This window comes from Micromonospora sp. NPDC047730 (genome assembly GCF_043204765.1).
In the GTDB taxonomy this organism is placed as follows: Bacteria; Actinomycetota; Actinomycetes; order Mycobacteriales; family Micromonosporaceae; genus Micromonospora.
Genome location: NZ_JBIDCU010000028.1, coordinates 12,616 through 33,072 on the forward strand (window position 1 = coordinate 12,616; position 20,457 = coordinate 33,072).

Consider the following 20,457-nt stretch of genomic DNA (forward strand, 5'->3'; position numbering starts at 1 on the left):
CAGCGTCCCGCCGCCGTGGCCGACCCGCAGCCTCCGGCCGCCGGGCCGGACCGGCGGGGCGCCGTCGGGATGCTCGGCGTCGACGTCGGCGGCACCAAGGTGGCGCTGCGCGCCGAGGCGGCCGGCCGGCCGGCGTACGACCGGACCTTCCGCTGGCCGCACGGCGCGGACGCGGCGGCGGACCTGGCGGTGCTGGCCGCCGAGGTGACCCGGCTGCGTGACGCGTGGGGGCCGGTCGACGCGGTCGGGGTGGCGATGCCGGCGACCACGGACACGGCGGGCGCCGTCACGACGTGGCCCGGCCGGCCGAGCTGGGCCGGCCTGGACCTCGCCGGCGCGCTGCGTCGGCTCTTCCCCGGCGCGGCGACGGCCGTGGCCGACGACGGTGACCTCGCCGCGCTGGCGGAGGCCCGGCACGCCGGCCGCGACGACGTGGTCTACCTGGGCGTCGGCACCGGCATCGGCGGCGGCGTGGTGCTGGCGGGGCGGTCGGTGCCCGGCCGCTCCTCGGCCGAGGTCGGGCACATGGTGGTGGATCTCGACGGCGAGCGCTGCGACTGCGGCCGGCGTGGCTGCCTCCAGTCCGTGGCCGCCGGCCCGGCCACCCTCCGCCGGGCGGCCGACGGTCGGGGGGCCGAGGTGAGCTTCGACGACCTGCGCGACGGGCTGCGCGAGGGCCGCGACTGGGCGGTCGACGCGGTCGACGTGAGCTGCCGCGCCCTGGCGGCGGCGGTGGTCAGCCTCGGCGAGCTGCTGGATCCCGCGGTGGCGATCGTCGGTGGCGGGTTCGCCGCCGGGCTGCCCGGCTTCGTCCCACTCGTGGCCGAGCACGCCCGGTCGGCGGGCCGGGCGGGCCGGCCGGCGCCGCCGGTGCTCCCGGCCGCCCTCGGTGCGCTGTCGTCCCTGCACGGCGCGGTGGAGCTGGCCCGGGGCCTGAGCGCCGTGCCGGCCCCCGCCAGCCCCGTCCCCACCCCGTAGAGGAGATCAACCATGGTCAGGATCGGTGTCATCGTCGGCAGTACGCGGCCCGGACGCAAGGCCGACGTCGTGGCGCGCTGGGTGCGGGACCTCGCCGCCAAGCGGGCCGACCTCACCGTCGAGCTGGTCGACATCGCCGACTACCGCCTGCCGCACTTCGACGAGGTGCTGCCGCCGTCGATGGCGCCGTCGACGCGTCCGGCCGTGCGCCGGTGGGCGACGACGGTGGCCGGGTTCGACGGCTTCGTCTTCGTCACCCCGGAGTACAACCACTCGATCCCGGGCGCGCTGAAGGACGCCGTCGACTTCCTCTTCCAGGAGTGGCAGCACAAGTCCGCCGGTCTCGTCAGCTACGGCGTGCACGGCGGCACCCGCGCGGCGGAGCACCTACGGCTGGTGCTCGGGCAGCTCGGGGTGGCCGACGTCCGGTCGCAGGTCGCGCTCTCCCTGACGACCGACTTCGTGAACTTCCGCGACTTCCGGCCGGCGGCCCACCACGAGGAGGCCGTCAGCACCATGCTGGACCAGGTCGTCGCCTGGGCCGGCGCGCTCCGCACGCTCCGCCGACCCTGACGCCGGCACCCGCCGACGTAACGCCGGCACCGCCGGCTTGACCTCGACGCCGCCGACCCCGGTGCCGACGCTGACCCCGACGCCGCCGGCTGACGCCGACGCCGCCGGCCTGACGCCGACGCCGCCGTGCGTGGCGGCGTCGGCGCGGTCGGCAGGAGGACGCGGGCTCAGCCGGCCCGCTCGGCCCGGCGCAGCAGCACGGCGGCGACGCAGCCGCCGGCGAAGACGGCCATCGCGCCCACCGTCTGGCCGGTCTCCAGGGCGGAGCGGAACGCGTCGGCGACGAGCCGGCGTTCCGCCTCGCTCCCGGCGGCGGCCAGGGCGGCGGGGAACGACCCGGCGCCGGCCAGCGCGGCGGGCAGCAGGGCGGCGAACCGGGCGTTCAGGATCGCGCCGAGCACGGCGATGCCGAGGCTGCTGCCGACCTCCGTCATGGTGCCGTCCACCCCCGCCCCGGCCCCGGCCTTCTCCGGCGGGATCGCGCTCATCACCGCCTCGACGATGGCCGGGTTCGCCACGGCGCAGCCGGAGCCCATCACGAGCAGTCCCGGCAGCAGCACCCCGTAGCCGTCCGTCGGGGCGTGGGTGACGAGGGCGAGTCCGGCGGCGAGCAGCGTCATCCCGAGCGCAATCGACCGGGGCAGCCCGAGCCGGCGGATCACCCGGGCGGCGACGCCGGCCACGTTGAGCAGGACGATGGAGAGCGCGAACGGCACCATCCGCAGCCCCGCCTCCCAGGCCGGGTAGCCGCGCACGAACTGCAGGTGCTGGGTGAGCAGGAACAGCGCGCCGGTGGCGCCGAAGGTGATCAGGACGACCCCGGAGACCGCGCCCACGAAGCGCCGGCTGCGGAAGAAGTGCATGTCCAGCATCGGGTCGGCGACCCGCCGCTCCCAGGCCACGAAGGTGGCGAGGAGGAGCACTCCCGCGCCGGCCGCGCCCAGCACCGGGGCGGCCGTCCAGCCCCGCTCCGGCCCCGCGATGACCGCGTAGACCACCGCGGTCAGGCCCGCCGTGGAGAGCAGCACCCCGCCCAGGTCGAGGCGCCCGCCGGTCGCACGGCGCGACTCCGGCACCAGCGCCCACGCCGCCACCAGGCAGACCAGCACGATCGGGACGTTGACCAGGAAGATCGCCCCCCAGGGCAGGTGGGCGAGGACGAGCCCGCCGAAGGGTGGCCCGGCCGCGAACCCCAGCGCGCTCGCCGCGGCCCAGAGCCCGATCGCGCGGGACCGCTCGGCGTCGTCGAAGACCTGCATCGCCACCGCGAGGGTGGCGGTGACCAGGAGTGCGCCGCCGATCCCCATCCCGGCCCGGGCGGCGATCAGCTGGCCGCCGGTCTGCGCGAGCCCCGCGGCCAGCGACCCGAGCCCGAACAGCACGAGACCGGCCAGCAGCATCCGGCGGCGGCCGTACCGGTCGGCGGCGCTGCCCGCCGTGAGCAGCAGGCCGCACTGGACCAGGGCGTACGCGTTGATCATCCACTGGACGTCGGCGGTGCTGGCGGACAGCTCGGTCGTGAGCACCGGGATGGCCACGGTCAGCACCGTGTTGTCGAGCACCACGGTGACCTGGGCGAGGCAGAGCACGCCGAGGATCAGCCACCGGCCCCGCACCCGGCCGCCCGCTGTCCCGCCGGCGGGCGCGACAGTCGTGGCGGTCACCGGGTCGGCGCGAAGCGGGCGATGGGGTTGGCCAGGGTGCCGACCAGTTGCAGCGCGGCCGACGGGTCGGCGAGGTCGACCATCTGCCGGTTGTTGCGCAGCTGGAGCCGGTTGAGGCAGGACAGCGCGAACTCCGGGGCGAACAGGTCGTAGCGCCGCAGCCGCTCGGCCAGGTGCGGGACGCTGTCGGCGTAGTCGGCCGCGCACCGGGCGACGGTGCGCCAGAAGGCGTCCTCGTCCAGCACGCCCTCGGTGACCAGGATCGCGTTGAGGTAGCGCAGGAAGCAGTCGAAGACGTCGGTGAAGATCGACAGCAGCTTCATGTCCTCGGGCACGTCGGCCCGCACCCGCCCCACCTGCGGGGGCAGGTCGGCGTCCGGGTCCATCACCACGATCTCCTCGGCGATGTCCTTGAAGATGGCCCGCTCGACCGTCCCGCCGTCCAGGACGAGGATGACGTTCTCGCCGTGCGGCATGAAGGCCAGGTCGTGGGCGTAGAAGCTGTGCAGCAGCGGGGTGAGGTAGGCGTCGAGGTAGCGGCGTAGCCACACCTGCGGCGCCAGCCCGGACTGCGCGATCAGCGCGGCGGCGAACGACCGGCCGTCGCGGTCGGTGTGCAGCAGGGACGCCATGGTGGCCAGTCGCCGGCCCGGCTCCAGGCCGGGCACCGGGCTCTCCCGCCACAGCGCGGCCAGCATCTTCCGGTACGGGGAGTACCGGTCTGTCGCCGCCTCGTACTCCAGGTGCCGGTACCCGATGGCGGCCCGCTCGCGGATGATCGTCAACCCGGTGCGCTTGAGGATCTCGTCGCCGTCGATCAGGTCGGCGAGCCAGTCGTTGATCGCCGGGGTGGCCTCCATGTACGCGGCGGACAGCCCGCGCAGGAAGCCCATGTTCAGCACGGACAGCGCGGTCTTGACGTAGTGCCGGGTCGGGTCGGTGACGTTGAAGAAGGTGCGGATGGACTGCTGGGCGAGGTACTCGTCCGGGCCGGGGCCGAGGCACACCAGCCGGCGCTGCGCCACCTCGGCGGCGAACGTGACGGAGATCCGGTTCCACCACTGCCACGGATGCACGGGGATGAGCAGGTAGTCGGCCGGGTCGAGGCCGAGCCCGGTCAGGGTGCCCGCGAAGGCGGCGAGGGTGTCGTCGCCGAGTTCGGCGCGGAGCAGGGTGTCGTAGTCGAGGTCGGCGGCGCAGGTGAAGGTCGTCCGGTCCCGGTGCGCGGCCAGCCAGAACAGCCGGACCGGGCGGGCGGCCTCCGGCGCGTACGCGCGGTATTCGTCGATGCCGAAGCCGATCCGGCCGTTGTTCGCCACGAAGCCCGGGTGGCCCTCGGTCATCTCGGTCTCGATGGTCTGGAAGTCGGCGTGGGCGAGGTCGGCGGCGCGCACCGCCGGTTTGTCGAGCTTGTACGCGGTGCTGGCGAGGGTGGAGCTGATCTCCTCGAGGTAGACGGGGAGGATCTCGTCGCGCAGGCCCAGCGCGCCGCGCAGGTCGAGGCAGAAGTCGAGGGCGTCCAGCGGCAGCTCGGTGTCGCCGCGGTGGCGAGTGATGCTGTCGGCGTCGATCCGCCAGTGGTCCAGGGCCAGCAGGCTCGCGGTGAACCGGTAGACCACGTCGCCGTCGTCGCCGCGCACCTCGTACCGGCGCTCCCCCGCCGCCGGGCCGTCCGCGTCGGCGGGGACCGGCTCGGGTGCGAGCAGCCGTTCGTGGGCGAACTCGGCCAGGGCCTTGCGGACCAACAGCCGGTTGGCGCGGGCCCAGCTCGCCGGCGTCAGGTGGGCCACGGATGCGGAGGGGTTCACGTGCGCAGGTCTCCTCGGGTTGCGGCGGGGTGGGTGTCGGTCGCGCCGGTCGCGGCCTCGAACTGGGCACGGGTGCAGACGCTGAGCAGCGCGTCCTTCTCGGGCTTGGCGATCGGGCCGACGACGGTGAAGCCGACGGCCGCGTTGAGCCGGTGCACCGCCGTGTTGCGCACGTCGGGCTCCACGACGACCCGCCGGGTCGCCGGGTCGGCGAACAGCCACGCCAGCACGGTGGTGATCACCGCGCGGGTGAAGCCGTGCACGGGCGCGTCGGTGGGGGCGCAGAGGAAGTGCATGCCGACATCGCCGTCGACCGTGTCGTACAGGCCGACGAGTTCGACGCGGGCGGGGTCGTACCGCTCGGCGAGGAAGGCGGGTCGCCCCTCGTGCAGACCAAGGAACGCGGCGTGGTGCGGGTGCGCGGCGATCCGCCGGTATTCCTGCGCGACCCGGGCCACGTCGGCGTCCTGCATCAGCCAGAACGCCGCCTTCGGGTGGGTCACCCAGCGGTGCAGCAGCGCGGCGTCGGCGTCCGGGTCGAGCGTACGCAGCGCGAACTCGCCGAGCCGGTCGTCGACGCGGCGGTGGACGACCTCGGTCACGACGCGGCTCCGGCCGGCACGCCGAACTCCTGGAAGGTGATGCTCTTCTCGACCGGGTAGTGCTCGCGGCCGAGCAGCTCCCGGATGATCCACGAGTTGCGGTACGGACCCATGCCCAGGTCGGGTGAGGTGATGCTGTGCGTGTGGGTGCCGGCGTTCTGCAGGAAGATGCCCCGGCCGGTGTGGTCGATGCTGTAGTTGCGGGCCACGTCGAAGCGGCCGTGGCCGTCCCAGCGGATGCGGTCGCGCACCGGCTCGAGGAACTCCGGGACCCGGTAGTGGTAGCCGGTGGCGAGCACGAGACCCTCGGTGTCCAGGGTGAAGTCGCGGTCCTGCTCGACGTTGCGCAGCCCCAGCGTGTACGTCCCGCTCGGCTCGTCGTACGCGGCGGTGGTCAGCGCGGTGTTGGTCAGCAGCCGGGTGCGTACCGGGCCGCCGATGCTCTTGGCGTAGAGCAGGTCGTAGATGTCGTTGACGAGGTCGGCGTTGATGCCCTTGAACAGCCCCTTCTGCGCGGACTCCAGCCGGTAGCGGGTCGCCTCCGGCAGGGCGTGGAAGTAGTCCACGTAGTCCGGCGAGGTCATCTCCAGGGTCAGCTTGGTGTATTCGAGCGGGAAGAACCGGGGCGACCGGGTGACCCAGTTGAGCTGGTAGCCGCAGGAGTCGATGTCGCCGAGCAGGTCGTGGTAGATCTCGGCCGCGCTCTGCCCGCTGCCGACGACGGTGATGCTGCGCTTGGCGCGCAGCGCCGCCCGGTGCTCCAGGTACTGCGAGTTGTGGATCGCGTCGCCGCCGAGCCCCCGGCAGGCGTCGGGCACGTGCGGCGGGGTGCCGGTGCCGAGCACGAGGTGCCGGGCGCGGTGGGTGACCCGCTCCCCCGTGGCGGTCACGGTGGCCCGCACGACGTAGTGCTCGTCGGCCGGGTCGAACTCGACGGACGTGACCCGCTGTCCGAACCGGACGCCGCGGAGCTTGCCGGCGGCCCAGCGGCAGTAGCCGTCGTACTCGCTGCGCAGCGGGAAGAAGCTCTCCCGGATGTAGAACGGGTAGAGCCGCCCCGACTCCTTCAGATAGGCCAGGAAGGAGTACGGGGAGGTCGGGTCGGCGAGGGTGACCAGGTCGGCGATGAACGGCGTCTGGAGACGGGTCGACTCCAGCAGCATCCCGGGATGCCAGCTGAAGGTGTCCCGCGCCTCCAGGAAGAGGCCGTCGAGGTCCTCGATCGGTTCGGTCAGGCAGGCCAGGCCCAGGTTGTACGGGCCCAGTCCGACGGCGATGAAGTCGTGCGTCGACATGCGTTCTCTCCAGCGGGGACGGGTCGTCAGCCGACGGGGCAGGTCAGCGCGGCGGTCGCCCTGGTGTGCGCGTACCAGCCGGCGTGGTCGGCGACGAGGTCGAGGACGTGGGCGATGTCGTCCAGCGTGGTCTCGGGGTTGAGCAGGGTGAACTTGAGGTGGTGCGCGCCGTCGACCCTGGTCCCGGCGACCAGCCCGGCGCCGGAGGCCGCCAGCGCCTCGCGGGCGTACAGGTTGGCGTCGTCGACGAGGTCGCGGCCGGGGCCGGTCGGCAGGTAGCGGAAGACCACGGTGCTGAGCTGCGACCGCGTGACCACCTCGAAGCGGGGGTCCTCGGTGAGCAGTTGCCAGGCGTCGGCGGCCCGGTCCACCACCTCGTCGAAGAGCGCGCCGATGGCGTCCGGTCCCATGATCCGCAGGGTCAGCCAGAGCTTCAGCGCGTCGAAGCGGCGGGTGGTCTGGATGCTCTTGTCGACCTGGTTGGGAATGCGCTGCTCGACCATCCGGGCGGGATTGAGGTAGTCGGCGTGCCAGGTGGCGTGCCGCAGCACCCGCCGGTCGCGCACCAGCAGGGCGCTGGAGCTGACCGGCTGGAAGAACGACTTGTGGTAGTCGACGGTGACCGAGTCGGCCCGTTCGATGCCGTCGAGCAGGTGCCGCCGGGTCGGCGACACCAGCAGCCCGCAGCCGTACGCGGCGTCGACGTGCAGCCAGACGCCGGCCGCCGCGCAGACGTCGGCGATCTGCGGCAGCGGGTCGATGGTGCCGAAGTCGGTGGTGCCGGCGGTGGCCACCACCGCCATCACCACCAGCCCCTCGCCGCGGCAGCGGTCGATCTCGCGGGCCAACTCGTCCGTGCGCATCCGCCGGTCGGTGTCGGTGGGCACGGTGACCACCGCGTCCGCGCCGAGGCCGAGCAGCCTGGCCGCCTTCTGCACGCTGAAGTGCCCGGCCGCCGAGGTGACGACGCGCAGTCGGGACAGCAGCTCCGGGCGGGACGGCTGCCCGGTCTCCCGGCCGGTCACCCTGGCGCGGGTCTCCTCGCGGGCCAGCAGCATCGCCTGGAGGTTGGACTGCGTGCCGCCGCTGGTGAAGACGCCGTCGGCGGCCGGCCCCAGGCCGATCCGCTCGGCCGTCCAGTCGACCAGCCGGCGCTCGATCAGCGTGCCCCCGGCGCTCTGGTCCCAAGTGTCCAGGGAGGAGTTGACGGCGCTGAGCACGGCCTCGGCGAGCAGCGCGGGGATCACCACCGGGCAGTTGAGGTGTGCCAGGTAGCGGGGGTGGTGGAAGAAGACGGCGTCGCGCAGGTAGACGTCCTGGAGTTCGTCGAGCGCGGCGCCGGTGTCGCCGAGCGGCCGGTCCAGGTCGATGCCGGCGATCCGGGGCGCGAGCTCGTCCGGTGTCACGCCTGTGAACGGCCGGTCCGCGCCGGCCACCCGGGTCGCCACCCGGTCGATGCCGGCAGCCAGCACACGCCGGTAGTCCTCGACCGAGCCGGCGGTAAACAGGTGGGCGCGGGCGCCGTTCGTCCCGGGGGTCACCCCGGTCGACGGTGCCTGGACGGTGGATCCGGGCAGGCTCATGCGGGTCCTCAGCGGTCGGGAGTGGACACGGCGGCGGGGGACGTGGACGTCGCCTTCCGCCGCGATCCGATGATCGAGCGAACTTAGGTTACCCTAACCTAAGTTCGTGTCAACGATGTTGCCGCGTCGCATCGATTTCGCTCAGTTCGACGCCCGTCGCCGACGCCCGCTCCCCGGGCGCCGCCCGGCGGGCGCCGGAACCGGCGCCGGGGCGCCGCGACGCCGAGTCCCACCAGGGGCACCAGGCTGGAGGTCCACCACCGGCAGCCGGGCCGGCCGGTCGGCTCAGTTAGGGGAGGGTAACCTAAGTTGATGGCCCTGTGGCAGGCGGCACGGCCGCCCATCCGACCCGCGCCGCGATGACCGGCGTCTATCGCGACCGGTGGGGCGTCCCGCACCTGCGCGCCGACACCGTCGACGGCCTCGCCCGCCTCCAGGGGCGGGTGGCCGCCGTCGACCGGGCCTGGCAGATCGAGGTCGAGCGGTGGCGCTCGGAGGGTCGCCTCGCCGAGCACGTCGGCCCCGCGGAGCTGGGCTGGGACAGGTTCGCCCGCCGCGCCCGCCTCGACGACACCGCGCGGCGCTGCTTCGATCGGCTCGCCCCCGACACCAGGCGGTGGGTCACCGCCTATGTGGATGGGGTCAACGAGGGGCTCGCCGAGGGCGCCGCGGCGGCGCCCGAGTTCGCGGCGGTCGGCTGCGCGCCGGGCCCGTGGCGGCCGTGGTCGCCGCTCGGCGTCTTCCTCGTCCAGCACGTGCTCTTCTCCACCTTCCCCAACAAGCTGTGGCACGCCCACGTCGCCGGCGCCCTCGGCCCGGCGGCGACCGGCCTGTTCGCCGTCGAGGGGCCCGGCGGGTCGGGCAGCAACGCCTGGGCGGTGCCCGGCGACCCGGTCACCGGCCGGGCGCCGGTCGTCGCCGGCGACCCCCACCGCATCCTCGAACTGCCCGGCGTCTACCAGCAGGTGCGCCTCGCCTGCCCCGAGTTCGACGTGCTCGGCCTCGCGTTCCCCGGCGTCCCGGGCCTGCCCCACTTCGGGCACGCGGGCGAGGTGGCCTGGGCGGTCACCAACGCGATGGCCGACTACCAGGACCTCTACCGGGAACAGGTGCGCCGCGACGGCGACCGGGTGCTGGTCCGCGAGACGGACGGCTGGGCGCCGGCGCACCGCCACGTCGAGCGGATCGAGGTACGCGGCGGCGAGCCGGAGTCCGTCGAGGTGATCGAGACGCCGCGCGGGCCGGTCGTCGACCACGACCGGGACACCGGCGAGGCGATCAGCCTGCGCACCCCGAGCCGGGTCGAGGGGCGTCTCGGCTTCGACGCGCTGCTGCCGCTGCTGCGGGCGACGAACGCCGACGACGTCGCCGACGCGCTGCGGGACTGGGTCGAGCCGGTCAACAGCGTCCTCGTCGCGGACCGGCACGGGACGGTGGTCCACCTGGTCGCGGGGCTCGTCCCGATCCGCGACGACCGGTGCCGGCGGGAGCCGGTGCCCGGCTGGGATCCGCGGTACCGGTGGCACGGCGGCTACGCGCCACCGCGCCGCACCGCCGTCGACGGGACAGCGGTCTGCGCCAACGACCGGCGCCCCGACACCGCCGACCTCGGCGCCGACTTCGCCCCGCCACACCGCGCCCGCCGCATCCGCGCCCTGCTGGCCGGCGGTGCCGGCCCGGCGGCCGTGCACATGGACACCCGGCTGGAGGCCGCGGCCCTGCGCGGCGCGCTCGACCGGCTGGACCCCGACGGCCTCGGCGAGCCGGCGCGGCGCCTGCGGGACCGGTTGCTCGCCTGGGACGGGCGGATGGGGGCCGACAGCACGGACGCCGGCGCCTTCGCCGCCTGGCGCGCGGCCCTGGTCCGCCGGCTGCACGACCACCCGTGCCTGCGCCCGCTGCGCGCCCCGAGCGCGTTCGACCCGCTGTTCACGCCGTGGACCGACCCGCTGGCGCGCATCGGCCACGCCCTCGACGGGGTGGTCGCCGGGCTGCACCGCCTGGGCGGGGACGTCGGCCCGGTGGCGGCCGGGGCGCTGGCGGAGGTCGCGGCGGGCGACCCGCCCGGGCCGTGGGGCCGACGGCACGTGCTGCACCCGGTCCACCTCGGCGTGGCGCCGGCGGTCGACGTGGCCGTACGCGCGATGCGGGAACGGGTCGCGCTGGCCGGCGACACCGACTGCGTGCTGTCCACCTCCAGCGTCCCGGGCGTCTCCGACGCGTGCTGGCGCGGCCCGGTGGCCCGCTACGTGTGGGACCTGACCGACCGCGCGGACAGCCGCTGGGTCGTGCCGTTCGGCTCCTCCGGAAGGCCCGGTGACCCGCACTTCGACGACCAACTTCCGTTGTGGGCCGGCGGCGAGCTGGTCCCGGTGGTCACCGACTGGCGGGAACTCACCCCGGAACCAGGAGCACAGGCAGCAGCTCCGCCCGGGCCGGACGCAACCGGCCCCGGGCCACGAGTTCGACGGTGATGACGACCGCGACCGCCTCCACCGCGAGGAGCCCGACCAGCACGACCAGCTGCGTGATCCCGGCCGTGAGTGGACTGGCGCCGCCCAGCAGCATTCCGACGAACGCGCCCGGCAGCGTCACCAGGCCCACCGTGCGGGTCTGGTCCAGCGCCGGCACCAGCGCCTGCCCGGCCACCGGACGGCACACGAGCAGGACGGCGTCCCGTGCCGGCAGCCCCAACGCCAGGGCGGCCTCCACCTCTCCCGCACGGGTGGTCAGTTCGTCCAGCACCCGCCGGCCCGCCAGCGACGTCGCGGTCATCGCCCCGCCGATGAGGATTCCGGCCACCGGGATGACGGCGATTCCCCGCATCGGCACGAGCCCCGCCGACAGCAGCCCCGCCACCACGGCCATGCTCCCCGCCGCGATCGGCACACCCGCCCACCAGTTCCACCGGCCGGTGATCCGCCGGCCGGAGGTGGCCGCCGCCACCGCACACATCAGCACGACGAAGGCCGCCGTCGCCCACAGCGACACCACGATCGCGGTGATCAGCAGCGACACGGCCGCCAACTGGATCGCGGCGCGGGCCGCGGCGACCAGCACCTGCCGGCCGTGCCCGAGCGCACCGGCCCGGACCACGACGGCCGCCACCACGGCCAGGGCGACCAGGGCGGCGGCCAACTCCGGGCCGACCACGAGCATCGTCGAGGACATCCGGCAAGTCTGCCGGCGCGCGGACGGCCGCGGGGCGGCGGCCTCGCACCGACCGGCGCCCGGATCTGGGCGGACGACCTCGCCGGCGGCGAAGAGCGGCCCGGACGCGGGCCGGCCCCGGGGCGGGACGCCTCGGGGCCGGTGCGACCGTTCCCGCCGGAGCCGTCAGGCCACCGGCGTCGGAGGGTCAGAAGGTCGGAGCGAGGTAGAGCAGGCGGTTCGGCGAGCCGCTGCCCGGGTTGGTGATCACGTTGGTCGTGGCCTGGCTGACCAGGTACGAGTGGACCTGGGCGGGCGTCCAGCCCGGGTTGACGCTGAGCACCCGGGCGGCCGCGCCGGCGACGTGCGGCGAGGCCATCGAGGTGCCGCTGATGGACGAGGTGGCGGTGTCGCTGGTGGACCAGGCCGACAGGACGCCCACGCCGGGGGCGAAGATGTCGGTGCAGGTGCCCCAGTTGGAGAACGAGGCCCGCGCGTCGTTGCTCTGCGAGGCGTTGACGGTGAGCGCCGTCGGGACCGAGGCCGGCGAGTAGTTGCAGGCGTTGGCGTTCGAGTTGCCGGAGGCCACGGCGTAGGTGATGCCGTCGGCGATGGAGTTCGCCACGGCGGTGTTCAGGGAGCTGTTGTAGGAGCCGCCGAGGCTCATGTTCGCCACCGCGGCCTGGCCCGCCTGGTGGTTCGACGTCACCCAGTTGATGCCGGCGATGACCTGCGCCCAGGTGCCGCTGCCCTGGCAGTTCAGCACCCGCACGGCCACCAGCCGGACGTTCTTCGCGACGCCGTAGGTGTTGCCGCCGACGGTGCCCGCGACGTGCGTGCCGTGGCCGTTGCAGTCGGCGGCCGGCAGCGCGTTGTCGATCGCGTCGTAGCCGTCGACGGCCTGGCCGGCGAAGTCGACGTGGGTGGTCCGGATGCCGGTGTCGATGATGTACGCGGTGACGCCGGTGCCGCTGCTGTTGTAGGTGTACGTGCCGCTGAGCGGCAGGGCCCGCTGGTCGATGCGGTCCAGGCCCCACGGCGGGTTGCTCTGGGTGGCGGTCGTCGTCACGGTGTGGTTCTGCTCGACGTAGTCGACGGCGGGGTGCGCGGCGAGGCGCTTGGCGGCCCGCTCCGACAGCCGCACCTCGAAGCCGTTGAGGGCGTCGCCGTAGACGTGCCCGACCGTCCCGCCGAAGCGCGCGGCCAGCGAGCCGGCGCTGCTGCGCACCTCGGCCTGCCGGGTGCCGGCGCGACCGCCGACGCTGCTGTCCTTGAGCACCACGATGTAGCTGTCGGCCACGGCCGTCGCGCCGCCGGCGCTGCGGATCTCGCCGGTGCCGGGGGCGGCTGCCGCCGGGGCGCCGATCATGGTGGTGACCATGGCGGCGCTGGCGAACACGCCGACCGCGCCGGCGAGGGTACGCCGTCGAGTGCGAGGGAGTGTCATCTCCCGGTCCTCCTACTGTCGTGGCCTTCGGGTGGCTCGTGGCGCACCCGGCAGGCGGTGGACGATGAGGAAACCTTAGCCATCATATTCATGTTCGTATATTTTTTTGGTGTTCACGATGTGAGGACGATGTTGAAGAACCGCACGTGAAAGGCTTGCGCGAACAAGGATCCAACTGAGATGGGCCGGCATCCATGGTCGTCCGGGCCGCCGACCGGGCAACCCGTCACGACGACGACGGCGGCGACGACACCCCCGCGCCCGACATGGGCGGCACCGCGGACCGACCGAAGCGCCCGGCCGCGCGGCGCCGCCCACATCGCGGACCGACGGAATGAGTGACCCTCGTCACGGGGGTGGCGCGCCCGGCGCGGCGTCCGCACTTGAGCGGTGCGAGGAGCGGAATCCCGCTGCACGGCCCGGATCCGCCTCCCCGACGCCGCCGGGCCGCCGCCACCCCCCTCGACTCAGGGCTGCCGCCTCCTACACGGAGGGTGATGGCCGGTTTCTTGGCTGCCATGACCCGGACCTCGACTGGATCGCCGGCAACTGTCGAGATTTGGAGCGCTCACTACCCTGTTGCATGATCCCCGTGCCTGGGCACACATCGACAGCGATAAGGGCTTCAGATGACCGACAGTCACCCTCCGTATGGAGGGCAGCCGGATCCGAACGTCACCCCGTGGAGCGGGCCGCCGGCCCCTCAGGGTGGGTACCCCGGATACGGCCAGCCAGGGCAGCCACCGCAGTTCGGGGCCCCGGTCCCGCCGCCGCAGAAGTCGAACAAAGGCCTGATCATCGGCCTGTCCGCCGCCGCCGTGGTGGTCCTGCTCGTGCTCTGCGGCGCCGGCGTCGGGTTCGTCCTCGTCAACGACGACGACGATCCCACCCCGGTCGCGTCCGCCACCCCGAGCGGGTCCAGCGAACCCGGCACCGACGCCACCCCCACCCCGGGGCAGTCCGAGTCGCAGGATCCCGGCAACAGCAACAACGCGGTGACCGCCCGCTACTCCAGCGACCTGGGCGACGTCTGCGAGGGCAGCCAGATCCTCAACGCGGCGCCCTACAACGGCGGGGCCGGTGCCAAGGCGTACGTCTTCTCGAACAACCCCGACCGGCTGACGTTCTGGTCGTCGAAGTCGATCGCCTCGAACAAGCCGTACTACGCCAAGAGCGCCGACTTCGAGTCGGTCTCCGTGGTCGGCTGCCTGAAGTTCGTGGAGGGCAGCGAGGGCACGCCGCGCCAGTGCCAGTACAAGGACAGCTCCGACAAGCAGGTCACCATCGACTACGTCTCGTCGCGCTACGAGCTGACCTTCTACGCGGCGAAGACCGGCGAGAAGATCGGCGACGGCGGCACCGTGAGCGCCCCGGCGAACCGGTGCCCGAGCTTCATCTCGTACAACAAGAACACCATGAAGGCGTACGCGTCGCCGGACTCCGGCACCATCGAGGCGGCCCTGGACAAGTTCCTGTCCTGAGGCGGCTCGTTCGACATCGGGGAGGGACGGTCACCGTCCCTCCCCGATGTGTTTCCCGCGTCCGCCCCACCCGTCGCGGAACAGGCTGCCTCGCCCTCGACCACGCGACCGTCCTGCGGGTGTGCGGGCCCGACGCCGACTCCACCTCCCCGCCGACGAACGGGGCCGCCGCCGTAGGAAGACGGCGGCGGCCCCGGCGGGCGTGGGGCGGACCTCAGCGGCGGGCCGACGCCTCCTTCGCCACGGCGTCCACGTCCACCTGGTCGAAGGCGGGAGCGCCGTCGACGGCGTCGGCGGCGACGGCCGCCGACGTGGCGGCGTCCGGCAGGTCCAGGCTGGTGCGGAGGGTGACCGGCTTGAGCAGGGCCGCCGCGAGGACGCCGACGACGGCGATGGCCGCGGAGATCAGGAAGATGTGTCCGGTGGCGTCGCCGTACGCGGCCCGGACGATCTGCTGGACCACGGCCGGCATGGCGTCGATGTTGAGACTGCCGGTCCCCCCGCCGGAGGTGGGGATGCCCGCGGTGGCGAGGTCCGTGGTGATCTGCTCGGTGACCCGGCGGGCGAGGACCGCGCCGAGCACCGACACCCCGATGGTGCCGCCAAGGGAGCGGAAGAACGCCACGGTGGAGCTGGCCGCGCCGATGTCCTTGAGGGAGACGGTGTTCTGCACGGCGAGGACGAGGTTCTGCATGGTCATGCCGACCCCGACGCCCACGATGAACATGGCCGCGCCGACCAGCACCAGCGACGTCTCGTGGTCGATGGTGCCGAGCACGGCGAACCCGGCCACGAGCACGACCGCCCCGACGAGGATGTAGGGCTTGACCTTCCCGGTCCGGGTGATCAGGCGACCGACGACGATCGACGAGCCGAGGACACCGGCCATCATCGGGATGGTGAGCAGCCCGGCCTCCGTCGGGCTGTAGCCGCGGCCGATCTGGAAGTACTGGCCGAGGAAGACGGCGCCGCCGAACATGGCCATGCCGACCGCCAGGCTGCCGAGGATGGCCAGGGCGGTGGTGCGCTGGCGGACCAGGTCGAGCGGGACCACCGGCTCGTCAGCCCGCGCCTCCACCCAGACGGCCAGGGCCAGCAGCAGGGCCGAGCCGCCCACCATCGCCGCGCTCTGCCAGGAGACCCAGGCGAACGAGTCGTCGACGAAGGAGATCCAGATGAGCAGCACGCTGACCCCGGCGGCGATCAGGGTGGCGCCCAGATAGTCGATCTTCACGTTGTCGCGGCGGACCGTGGGCAGGCGCAGGGTGACCTGGAGGAGGATCAGCGCGATGACGGCGACGGGGACCCCGACGAAGAAGCACCAGCGCCAGCCGAGCCAGGACGTGTCGACGATGAGCCCGCCCAGCAGCGGCCCGCCGACCGTCGCCACGGCCATGACGCCGCCGAGGTAGCCGTTGTACCGGCCGCGCTCCCGCGGCGGGATCATCGCCGCGATGGCGACCTGGACGAGCGCCTGGAGGCCGCCGACGCCGATGCCCTGGAACGCACGCGCGGCGATGAGCTGGCCGGCGGTCTGGGCGAGGCCGGCGACCACCGAGCCGGCCAGGAAGACGACGATGGCGACCTGCACCAGGAGCTTCTTGTTGAACAGGTCGGCGAGCTTGCCCCAGATCGGGGTGGTCGCGGTCGCGGTGAGCAGGGTGGCGGTGACCACCCACGTGTACTGGGTCTGCGACCCGTTCAGCGCGCCGATGATCTTCGGCAGCGCCGTCGAGACGACGGTGCCGCTGAGCATGGCGACGAAGAGCACCAGCAGCAGGCCGCTGAGCGCCTCCAGCGTCTGCCGATGCGTCATCGGCGTGTCGCCGGTCGTCGTGGTGGGTGCGCTCATCGCGCGGCCTCCAGGTTGTCGTGGTGTCCGAGGGCGGTCTCGATGTCGCGGGTGAACCGGCCGAGCGCCCCGCTCAGCGCCGCGATCTCGTCGGGCGTCCAGTCGGCGAGCGCCCGGTCGAGCACCCCGCCGTACCAGTCGAAGATCTCGGCCAGCGCGGCCCGGCCGTCAGGGGTGACGGCCAGGACCCGGGCCCGCATGTCGGTCGGGTCGGCGCCCCGCTCGACCAGGCCGAGCCCGACGAGCGAGGCGATCGCGCGGCTCACGGTCGACGGGTCCAGCCCGGTGCGGGCGGCGAGCTCCCGCGCGTGGCAGCCGGCGGGAAGCCGGTCGATCTGCATGAGCATGCCGACCAGGCCGAGCGGCACGAGCGGCCGCACGTCGGCCCGGCGCCGCCGGATCAGCCGTACGGTCCGGACCAGTTCGTGCAGCCTGGTGCCGAGTTGACGAGCGGTGCCGTCCACCGTTTCCCCCACATCGCAGATGGTTGCCGCATACAAGCATCTGCCGATCTTGCCCAATGAGCAAGTTTGCGCAATGAGAAACGAGTCACGTCGGCACTAGGCTGACGGCATGGACGAGGCCACCGGACTACGGGAGCGGAAGAAGGCGGCAACCCGCCTCGCCCTGCACGAGGCGGCCCTGCGCCTGGCCTCCGAGCACGGGCTCGACCGCGTCACCGTCGAGGCGATCGCCGACGCCGCGAACGTGTCCCGCCGGACGTTCTCCAACTACTTCTCCAGCAAGGAGGAGGCGATCTTCCACGGCGACGCCGTACGACTGCGCCGACTGCTGGAGCTGGTCCGCCAGCAACCGCCCGACGCGCCGCCGTGGCGCGCGCTGAGCCGGGCCGCCGAGCACCTCGCCGAGGAGGTGTACGGCAACACGCCCCCCTCGTGGCTGGTCCGCCGCCGCCAACTGCGGGGGCACCCGGGACTCGTCGCCCAGCAGATCGCGGCGTACACCACCATCGAGCGCGAACTCGCCGACGAGTTCGTCCACCGGCTGGTCGGTCCCGACCCGGAGCTGCGGGCCCGGGTCCTGGCGGCGACCTTCCTGGCCACCCTGCGCGTCGCCGTCCAGCACTGGATCGAGCACCCCGACGGGCCGCTGCGCGACACCCTCCGGGCCGCGCTCGCGGGGGCGGCCGCCGCACCGGCTGTCGAGGCTGCCGCTCCCCCACCCGGCACCACCTGAGCCCGCAGCGGACGGTGCGTACGCATCCGCACCACCGCTGCCCGGTTCCGCCTCGCTCCCGCCGGGCGGTGCCGGCCCGGCGGGAGCCCCGCGTCAGGGCAGGTCGGGCGCGCCGAGGAAGGACCAGGTGTTCCCGTCGGCGGACCACCACGTGCCCGGGGTGTGCGGCCAGCCGCCCTGCGCGTATCCGCCCGGTACCGGTACGGCCGCCGCGCCGGGCGCGGGCTCCACCGGGGACAGGCGCTGCCCCCCGTCGCCGCTGCTGAACATCAGCGGCCTGTCGTCGGCGACGAGACCGGCCTGGATGACCAGCGTTCCGTCGGACCGGACGGAGGCGCGAAGCTGCCGGTCACCGACGGCTGCGCTGCCGGCGGTGCGTTGCCAGGTCCGGCCGCCGTCACCACTGCGATAAACGACCAGTGTGCCGTCGATGCTGCCGACGGCGTAGACGGTGCGGCCGTCCCACGTGGCCACGTCGAGCGCGACGTCGTGGCCGGCGGTGAGCGGCCCGGCGAAGACGTGTCGCTGCCAGGTACGGCCTCCGTCGCGGCTCACCGTGATCGCGCTGCCCCGGCCGACGAGCCGGCCGTCGATCGTGTCCACGGCCGCGTAGCCGCTGCCCCAGATGCCCGCCTCGGGCGGCACGTCTTCCGCGAGCGCGGGCAACTCCAGCCCCGTGCTCTGCGCCACCTGCACGACGTCACCCGTGGCCGGGTCCGCCGCCACGATCCGGTCGGCACGCGGGCCGAGCATGTGGTTGAGCACGCGCCATCCGTCGGGCACCTGGACGGCGGTGTCCGCCGTCACCTCCCGCCACCGTTCGCCGCCGTCGACGCTCGCGAGCCAGCCCTGCCGGTCTCCGGCTCCGACGTCGATCTGGTACGACGCGATCAGCGTGCGCTGCCCGGCCGTGGCGAGGGCGACCAGCGCGTTGCCGGACAGTGGAAGCTCGCGGCTGCGCCAGGTCGCCCCACGGTCGGCGGTGCCCGACACCATCAGCACGCAGTCGTCCTCCCGGCAGTTCTTCCAGCGGAAGTAGAAGTGGTCGAGGTCCCCCGCGACCACGGGGCCCGGGCGAGGGGTCCGGGCCGCACCGGGGACGGGGCTGGTGGAAGGCGCTGGCGTCGGGATGAAGCCGGGCGTCGGGGTCCCGCCGAGGCCGGGAACGGACACCTGGGGGTCCGCGCGGTGCAGACTGGCGGAGGCGATCCCGGCGACAGCGACCAGCGCGAGCGTGGTCAGCGCGGCCGCGGCCACGCGGGTGTGCCGTCGACGGCGTGCCGCCCGGCGCCGCACCTCGGTGAAGTCCGGTCTGAAGGCCGCCTGGGCGGCCCGGTCGAGCCCGGCAAAGTCCAGGTCAGGCATGGAGAGAACCTCTCTCGTTCACGATCGCTGGTCGAACGGTGGTGCTGTCGGCGGTGTCGTCGAGGCCGACGGCGAGGGCACGACGGGCCCGGACGAGGCGGGTCTTGACCGCCTCCACGGAGCAGCCCAGGGCCTCCGCCACGTCGGCCACCGTCATGTCCGCGATGTGGTACAGCACGACGGCCTCACGGGCCGGGCGCGGCAGCCGCTGGAGTGCGGTGACGAGGGCGACGTGGTCGGGCGACATGCCCGCGGTCCCCCGCTGTCCACCGTCGAGTTGGCCGGAGCGCGCCAGCCGGGCGAAGACCATCCGGCGTCGGTGCCGGCTCCGGGCGATGTTGAGGGCCACCGTACGCAGCCACGCCTCCGGATGCTCCACCTGGCCGAACCGACCCGGCCGGGCCAGCGCCCGCACGAAGGCGTCCTGCACTACGTCCTGAGCCTCCGCGTAGTCACCGGTGATCGCGAACAACTGCGACACCAGGCGCGACGCCGCGGCGGCGTACAACTCCCGGATCTGCTCCTGGATCTCCGACACATCGTCTCCTCCTGCTCAGCCTCTGCACCCCTTGAGACCAACCAGCAGCCGCCCCGGTGACACCTCGGCTCGGCGAATCGCCGCTCGCTCGCGCACCGCAGCGACGGGCGAAGCGTCGCGGGGCAGCGACGGGTCACTGTCCAGGTTCTGGGTCAGACGGAAGTCAGGGCAGGGATCCTGCCCGCCGTGTCGGCGGCGGTGCTGATGCCCTCCGGCCGTGTCGGATGGGGCAGGAGGAATGTGCGCCGACGTCGAGTGCGAGCTGGTCGAGCTCAACGGTGAGGCTGAACGTGCGCACCTGCTGGTCAACTTCCCACCCACGGTCGCCCTCACCCGGCGCTGCCCCGACGTCAGCGCAGACAGACGGGTCGGGGAGATTTTGCCGCACGGCAATCGGAGGGCAGAGTCAGACCCTGAATACGCTGCAGAGTCCCGACGACCGAGAATGGCATAGGAAAGATAATCGGGTCAAGGGTCACCGGGCCCGACAATCGACATTCGTCTGATTGCCCGCCGGCAGGCACCCCTCGACACAATCCCCGAACCGCGGTCCCCGCTTTGGCCACGCCCCACACGCCAACCCAACAGGCAATCCGTGATCTCGGCCCCGACCCAGCGGTGATCAATTTCCTGCGAAGCGGATGCCCCGATGGGCATCGAAGTCGTGGGATTTCCTGCGGGCCCAATTCTCGTTGCCGCGCCTTCGTCACCCGCCCCGCCGACCGCCCACGGGAAACTCGCCTGGCACCACGCATCAACGCGAGCCCGCGCCGCACCGGCCGAGTTCGCCGTCGGCCCGGCTGGCCGAGCGAGGAACCCACCAGCACTTCGAGGCCGATCCGCAGCCACCCGACCAGTGGCAGCTACCAGGATCTTCACGGCCCTCGGAACACCGACCTGCCCCGCCGCGCCTCCACCCGCCTA

16 protein-coding genes are annotated in these 20,457 nt (G+C 73.5%); 5 read left to right on the forward strand and 11 right to left on the reverse strand.

Translation table 11 applies throughout. From position 1 onward, the window contains the following. Window positions 1-69 precede the first annotated feature (69 nt). A complete protein-coding gene (locus ACGF5G_RS33370; RefSeq protein WP_393270503.1) occupies window positions 70-978 on the forward strand; it encodes an ROK family protein in 909 nt (302 codons plus the stop codon). 12 nt (window positions 979-990) lie between these two features. Next, window positions 991-1,551, forward strand: coding sequence for an NADPH-dependent FMN reductase (locus ACGF5G_RS33375; RefSeq protein ID WP_393270415.1), 561 nt, complete (start codon window positions 991-993; stop codon window positions 1,549-1,551). Between the two features lie 167 nt (window positions 1,552-1,718). Here ACGF5G_RS33375 and ACGF5G_RS33380 read toward each other — a convergent pair whose 3' ends face one another. From ACGF5G_RS33380 to ACGF5G_RS33400, 5 genes are read right to left on the reverse strand one after another with little or no spacing between them, the layout of a single operon-like run. After that, complete coding sequence (locus ACGF5G_RS33380; protein WP_393270418.1) at window positions 1,719-3,215, reverse strand: MFS transporter; 1,497 nt, start codon at window positions 3,213-3,215, stop codon at window positions 1,719-1,721. Then, window positions 3,212-5,023 (reverse strand): IucA/IucC family protein, encoded by a 1,812-nt coding sequence (locus tag ACGF5G_RS33385; protein ID WP_393270420.1) that lies wholly within the window; start codon window positions 5,021-5,023, stop codon window positions 3,212-3,214. Before ACGF5G_RS33385 ends, ACGF5G_RS33380 begins: the two co-directional genes overlap by 4 nt. Next, window positions 5,020-5,625 (reverse strand): GNAT family N-acetyltransferase, encoded by a 606-nt coding sequence (locus tag ACGF5G_RS33390; RefSeq protein WP_393270423.1) that lies wholly within the window; start codon window positions 5,623-5,625, stop codon window positions 5,020-5,022. Before ACGF5G_RS33390 ends, ACGF5G_RS33385 begins: the two co-directional genes overlap by 4 nt. Continuing rightward, complete coding sequence (locus tag ACGF5G_RS33395) at window positions 5,622-6,920, reverse strand: lysine N(6)-hydroxylase/L-ornithine N(5)-oxygenase family protein (protein ID WP_393270425.1); 1,299 nt, start codon at window positions 6,918-6,920, stop codon at window positions 5,622-5,624. Before ACGF5G_RS33395 ends, ACGF5G_RS33390 begins: the two co-directional genes overlap by 4 nt. Before the next feature lie 26 nt (window positions 6,921-6,946). After that, window positions 6,947-8,503 (reverse strand): pyridoxal phosphate-dependent decarboxylase family protein, encoded by a 1,557-nt coding sequence (locus ACGF5G_RS33400; RefSeq protein ID WP_393270428.1) that lies wholly within the window; start codon window positions 8,501-8,503, stop codon window positions 6,947-6,949. A gap of 359 nt (window positions 8,504-8,862) precedes the next feature. On the opposite strand from ACGF5G_RS33400, the gene ACGF5G_RS33405 reads away from it, so the two are divergent. Beyond that, window positions 8,863-10,977: a penicillin acylase family protein gene (locus ACGF5G_RS33405; RefSeq protein ID WP_393270431.1), complete on the forward strand. Its 2,115-nt coding sequence runs from the start codon at window positions 8,863-8,865 to the stop codon at window positions 10,975-10,977. Here ACGF5G_RS33405 and ACGF5G_RS33410 read toward each other — a convergent pair. After that, on the reverse strand, window positions 10,898-11,674 hold the full coding sequence (locus tag ACGF5G_RS33410; RefSeq protein WP_393270433.1) for an ABC transporter permease: 777 nt from the start codon (window positions 11,672-11,674) through the stop codon (window positions 10,898-10,900). The genes ACGF5G_RS33405 and ACGF5G_RS33410 overlap by 80 nt on opposite strands. Before the next feature lie 187 nt (window positions 11,675-11,861). Continuing rightward, complete coding sequence (locus tag ACGF5G_RS33415; RefSeq protein ID WP_393270436.1) at window positions 11,862-13,100, reverse strand: S8 family peptidase; 1,239 nt, start codon at window positions 13,098-13,100, stop codon at window positions 11,862-11,864. Between the two features lie 629 nt (window positions 13,101-13,729). Here ACGF5G_RS33415 and ACGF5G_RS33420 point away from each other — a divergent pair. Then, entirely contained in the window at window positions 13,730-14,581 is an 852-nt protein-coding gene (locus tag ACGF5G_RS33420; RefSeq protein WP_393270439.1) for a hypothetical protein, read from the forward strand. A 214-nt stretch (window positions 14,582-14,795) separates the two neighbouring features. Here ACGF5G_RS33420 and ACGF5G_RS33425 read toward each other — a convergent pair whose 3' ends face one another. Together ACGF5G_RS33425 and ACGF5G_RS33430 are read right to left on the reverse strand one after the other, a co-directional pair. Next, a complete protein-coding gene (locus ACGF5G_RS33425) occupies window positions 14,796-16,433 on the reverse strand; it encodes an MDR family MFS transporter (protein ID WP_393270442.1) in 1,638 nt (545 codons plus the stop codon). Then, window positions 16,430-16,909, reverse strand: a complete 480-nt coding sequence (locus ACGF5G_RS33430; RefSeq protein ID WP_393270444.1) for a MarR family winged helix-turn-helix transcriptional regulator — start codon at window positions 16,907-16,909, stop codon at window positions 16,430-16,432. Before ACGF5G_RS33430 ends, ACGF5G_RS33425 begins: the two co-directional genes overlap by 4 nt. 97 nt (window positions 16,910-17,006) lie before the next feature. Between ACGF5G_RS33430 and ACGF5G_RS33435 the strand changes: the two genes are divergently transcribed. Further along, window positions 17,007-17,630: a TetR/AcrR family transcriptional regulator gene (locus tag ACGF5G_RS33435; protein ID WP_393270447.1), complete on the forward strand. Its 624-nt coding sequence runs from the start codon at window positions 17,007-17,009 to the stop codon at window positions 17,628-17,630. A gap of 93 nt (window positions 17,631-17,723) precedes the next feature. Here the strand turns inward: ACGF5G_RS33435 and ACGF5G_RS33440 are convergent, their stop codons facing one another. Continuing rightward, on the reverse strand, window positions 17,724-18,995 hold the full coding sequence (locus ACGF5G_RS33440) for a WD40/YVTN/BNR-like repeat-containing protein (RefSeq protein WP_393270450.1): 1,272 nt from the start codon (window positions 18,993-18,995) through the stop codon (window positions 17,724-17,726). Beyond that, the gene (locus ACGF5G_RS33445) at window positions 18,988-19,533 is read right to left on the reverse strand and encodes an RNA polymerase sigma factor (protein WP_393270452.1); all 546 of its coding nucleotides are present in this window, start codon (window positions 19,531-19,533) and stop codon (window positions 18,988-18,990) included. The genes ACGF5G_RS33440 and ACGF5G_RS33445 overlap by 8 nt, the downstream gene beginning before the upstream one ends. Window positions 19,534-20,457 lie beyond the last annotated feature (924 nt).

Excerpts from the sequence above, each read along its gene's own strand:
- ACGF5G_RS33370 (WP_393270503.1), top strand. The coding sequence starts at position 70 with ATGCTCGGCGTCGACGTCGGCGGCACCAAGGTGGCGCTGCGCGCCGAG.
- ACGF5G_RS33375 (WP_393270415.1), top strand. The coding sequence starts at position 991 with ATGGTCAGGATCGGTGTCATCGTCGGCAGTACGCGGCCCGGACGCAAG.
- ACGF5G_RS33395 (WP_393270425.1), bottom strand. The coding sequence starts at position 6,920 with ATGTCGACGCACGACTTCATCGCCGTCGGACTGGGCCCGTACAACCTG.
- ACGF5G_RS33400 (WP_393270428.1), bottom strand. The coding sequence starts at position 8,503 with ATGAGCCTGCCCGGATCCACCGTCCAGGCACCGTCGACCGGGGTGACC.
- ACGF5G_RS33405 (WP_393270431.1), top strand. The coding sequence starts at position 8,863 with ATGACCGGCGTCTATCGCGACCGGTGGGGCGTCCCGCACCTGCGCGCC.
- ACGF5G_RS33410 (WP_393270433.1), bottom strand. The coding sequence starts at position 11,674 with ATGTCCTCGACGATGCTCGTGGTCGGCCCGGAGTTGGCCGCCGCCCTG.
- ACGF5G_RS33415 (WP_393270436.1), bottom strand. The coding sequence starts at position 13,100 with ATGACACTCCCTCGCACTCGACGGCGTACCCTCGCCGGCGCGGTCGGC.
- ACGF5G_RS33420 (WP_393270439.1), top strand. The coding sequence starts at position 13,730 with ATGACCGACAGTCACCCTCCGTATGGAGGGCAGCCGGATCCGAACGTC.
- ACGF5G_RS33425 (WP_393270442.1), bottom strand. The coding sequence starts at position 16,433 with ATGAGCGCACCCACCACGACGACCGGCGACACGCCGATGACGCATCGG.
- ACGF5G_RS33435 (WP_393270447.1), top strand. The coding sequence starts at position 17,007 with ATGGACGAGGCCACCGGACTACGGGAGCGGAAGAAGGCGGCAACCCGC.
- ACGF5G_RS33440 (WP_393270450.1), bottom strand. The coding sequence starts at position 18,995 with ATGCCTGACCTGGACTTTGCCGGGCTCGACCGGGCCGCCCAGGCGGCC.